Source organism: Desmonostoc vinosum, assembly GCF_059505385.1.
The window spans coordinates 1-2,661 of record NZ_JCACKM010000330.1 but is presented as its reverse complement, the minus strand read 5'-3'; the positions used below and the strand labels follow the sequence as shown (position 1 = coordinate 2,661).

Below are 2,661 nucleotides of genomic sequence, written 5' to 3'. Positions count from 1 at the left end.
TGGCTTTGGTGCGTCGGTTGTACGAGCAGGGGTTTGACCGAACTGCTGTTCTCAACTTGTTAGCTTTTGTAGATTGGATGCTGACGCTACCATTAAATTTAGAGCGAGAGTTTAAAAGGGAAATAGAACAATTAGAGGCACAAGAGCGTATGCAGTACATGACATCATTTGAGCGGATTGCCCGAATAGAGGAATTGTTAAAAGGCATAGCTTTGGGATTGAAACTGAAGTTTGGTTCACAAGGACAAAACTTATTACCTGAAATTGAGCAAATTGAAGAGGTCAATTTACTCAACTCAATTTTAGAAGCAATAGAAACGGCAAGCAGTATTGATGAATTACGCTCCTTGTATCAATCAGAAAACGACACCCAATCAGAAAATTAACGTTGTTTGATATTTGGTTTTCAAGGTTCAGATGACGAAAGAGTGTCGGAGTTGGCATGGTAGTCACGCACTCAAGTACGAAACATCTGGTTTGACTCGTTCCCCAACGGTATTTGATGAATTGATAAAAGTTGTACAACCGCCTGACTTACCCAACCTGATATCCCAGATAGCGTCACAAGTCTGCCTGCCAGAACGCTTAACCAGCTTACCTCCTTTCTCTACGCGGGTTTGCGATGCTGGCACACCGTTGATCAAGTAATCAACACGGCCCACAATGGGATAAATATGATGGATATGCGCGTCTAGTTTACTGAAAGCGATCGCTCTACTTTTGGCTTGGAAGATATCGGATGGCATGAGAAACAACAGCCGTGCATCTGGGTTATTAGGGTTTAGAAGGTCGAGCGATCGCCCCACAAATTCCATGCACTTGCTAAACGGCGGGTTAGTGATGATGAGGTCGAAACCAGTTACAGGCTCAATGTGCGATCGCAAAAAATCACTACACAGCCAAGTACAATCAGGAGCATTTCGTTGTCCCTTCTCTACCCGGCTTTTGTTGATGTCAATGCAAAGGATATTCCGCATGTAGGGGTGTGGGACATGCTTGATGATTTGGCCAGTTCCAATCATCAGGTGCAAAAAACCGAACTTGAGTGGCATAGTAATCACTGCCATACTGCCATTGTGCGCCAGAGGTGAATTGACTACATTCTTCTTTAAGTTCTGCTTTCTCCCAACCTAAGCTTTGAGCCACAAGTACATCTAACTCTTGCAATGAATTGATGATTGTTTTTGTTTTAACTGTCATGTTTTTATGTTTTTATTCCTTGATTTTTAAGCTTCAATCAATACTTCTTCCGATTCGCACGATCGCTTCTAGTTTAGGGGCAATCGCTTTGCCTAAAAAATTACTCATTTAATCATCAGCAGTTTTGAGACTTCTGACTAATCCAGTTGCATCAACATCAGCTAGTCTTGCTGTGGCGCGAATACTAGCTTTACCTTGTCCATTGGCGTCAACAGTAATTTCTTGCTTTATCTGCTCGATAATTTGGGCTACTTCGATTTGTGACATTATTACTACTCCAGTTTGGTAAATGCTGGTTTTATTTAGGTGTCTTGAGCTAACCAAGGGAATCGGCTTTTATCAGGTGAAATGCTTCAAGATAAACAATCTCGTTTTCTTCGTAATCAAGATGAAGGGATAAGCGAATGCTTTGAAGACATTAATTCAATTATTCTGTTGCCCTTTTGCAGATTTTGTGGTTCTGGAATTACTTGCAGGTTTGCTGGAACCGTAAGACCGCATAAATTAGGATGGTTAACAGGATAAATATGATCTACGTGATGAGGAATTCTAGTTTCACGGGTTAAGCGGTCGCGTTCTTGGTAAAACCAATCAATCTGTTTGATTAAATCTAGTACTTTTTCTCGCCAAACACGATAATACCTATCTTGTCCTCATTTGTCCCTTGTGATAATGGAACAGGCGATCGCTGACCTGACGGCAAGTTGGGGCGATTGCTTTTGGTTGTAAATAAACGCACTAAAAATTATTTGTTGTGTCTAAAACTTGTCCATGCTTAATTCTGGGCATTTTCAACCTGCCCAAAGGTTTTACACACTGTAAATTTATGTTCTAGGACGGGCTTATTTGGTTGAATTATAGTTGACAACAATATTTTAAGGCAGCTATTATTATTATGTCAATAGGTGAACGTGACAAATATAAAGTAGAAGTTCAAATGAAAATTAAAATAGACGTTTCTCCTATAGCGACATTTAAATGGAACGAGGATAACGCCCATAAACTTAGGGAACTTAGAGAGAAGTCTGGGTATAGCCGCAGAAAGCTTTCAGAAGAGGTGGGCGTGTCTGCCACCTATATTCACCAATTAGAGACGCCACATCTTTTTGTCAATAAACCCGGAAAACCCAAAGAAATCACGGTGAGTACCGACATTTTGCAAAAGCTTTGTACTGCATTAGGCGGTGAAGTCGCTTCCTTGATTTGGGATATAGAATGCATGGCTTAATTGTCACTGACACCTATAAAAAATAGTTGACTTTTATAGGTGTTGATGATAAATTAGTAATTACAAGGGAGGAACAAGAGCGATCGCCTCCTAGCTAAATAAAGAATCGCTCAAAACAAGAATTACTGAACCATGACAAGAAGACCTGAAGTACCGATTGAGGGGTAGCCGAGGCACTGGTGCAACCAGAGAAGGTGAGAGGTATAGGTTGGGAAAAGGGATCGGGTTAATAA

At 40.9% G+C, this 2,661-nt stretch carries 4 protein-coding genes and 1 pseudogene; 2 read left to right on the top strand and 3 right to left on the bottom strand.

Annotated features, from left to right (window positions below; genetic code table 11):
* A pseudogene (locus tag AC5JMF_RS32890) lies at positions 1-386 on the top strand (hypothetical protein); the annotation flags it as partial.
* Positions 387-449: 63 nt separating this feature from the next.
* On the opposite strand, the gene AC5JMF_RS32885 reads toward AC5JMF_RS32890, so the two are convergent.
* The 3 genes from AC5JMF_RS32885 to AC5JMF_RS32875 form a co-directional block, all read right to left on the bottom strand.
* A complete protein-coding gene (locus AC5JMF_RS32885) occupies positions 450-977 on the bottom strand; it encodes a hypothetical protein (RefSeq protein WP_495799901.1) in 528 nt (175 codons plus the stop codon).
* A complete protein-coding gene (locus tag AC5JMF_RS32880) occupies positions 955-1,200 on the bottom strand; it encodes a hypothetical protein (RefSeq protein WP_495799900.1) in 246 nt (81 codons plus the stop codon). Before AC5JMF_RS32880 ends, AC5JMF_RS32885 begins: the two co-directional genes overlap by 23 nt.
* Before the next feature lie 108 nt (positions 1,201-1,308).
* On the bottom strand, positions 1,309-1,467 hold the full coding sequence (locus tag AC5JMF_RS32875; protein ID WP_495799899.1) for a hypothetical protein: 159 nt from the start codon (positions 1,465-1,467) through the stop codon (positions 1,309-1,311).
* Between the two features lie 628 nt (positions 1,468-2,095).
* Here AC5JMF_RS32875 and AC5JMF_RS32870 point away from each other — a divergent pair.
* Entirely contained in the window at positions 2,096-2,428 is a 333-nt protein-coding gene (locus AC5JMF_RS32870; RefSeq protein WP_495799898.1) for a helix-turn-helix domain-containing protein, read from the top strand.
* The last annotated feature ends 233 nt before the right edge of the window (positions 2,429-2,661 follow it).

Excerpts from the sequence above, each read along its gene's own strand:
- AC5JMF_RS32885 (WP_495799901.1), bottom strand. The coding sequence starts at position 977 with ATGCGGAATATCCTTTGCATTGACATCAACAAAAGCCGGGTAGAGAAG.
- AC5JMF_RS32880 (WP_495799900.1), bottom strand. The coding sequence starts at position 1,200 with ATGACAGTTAAAACAAAAACAATCATCAATTCATTGCAAGAGTTAGAT.
- AC5JMF_RS32875 (WP_495799899.1), bottom strand. The coding sequence starts at position 1,467 with ATGTCACAAATCGAAGTAGCCCAAATTATCGAGCAGATAAAGCAAGAA.
- AC5JMF_RS32870 (WP_495799898.1), top strand. The coding sequence starts at position 2,096 with ATGTCAATAGGTGAACGTGACAAATATAAAGTAGAAGTTCAAATGAAA.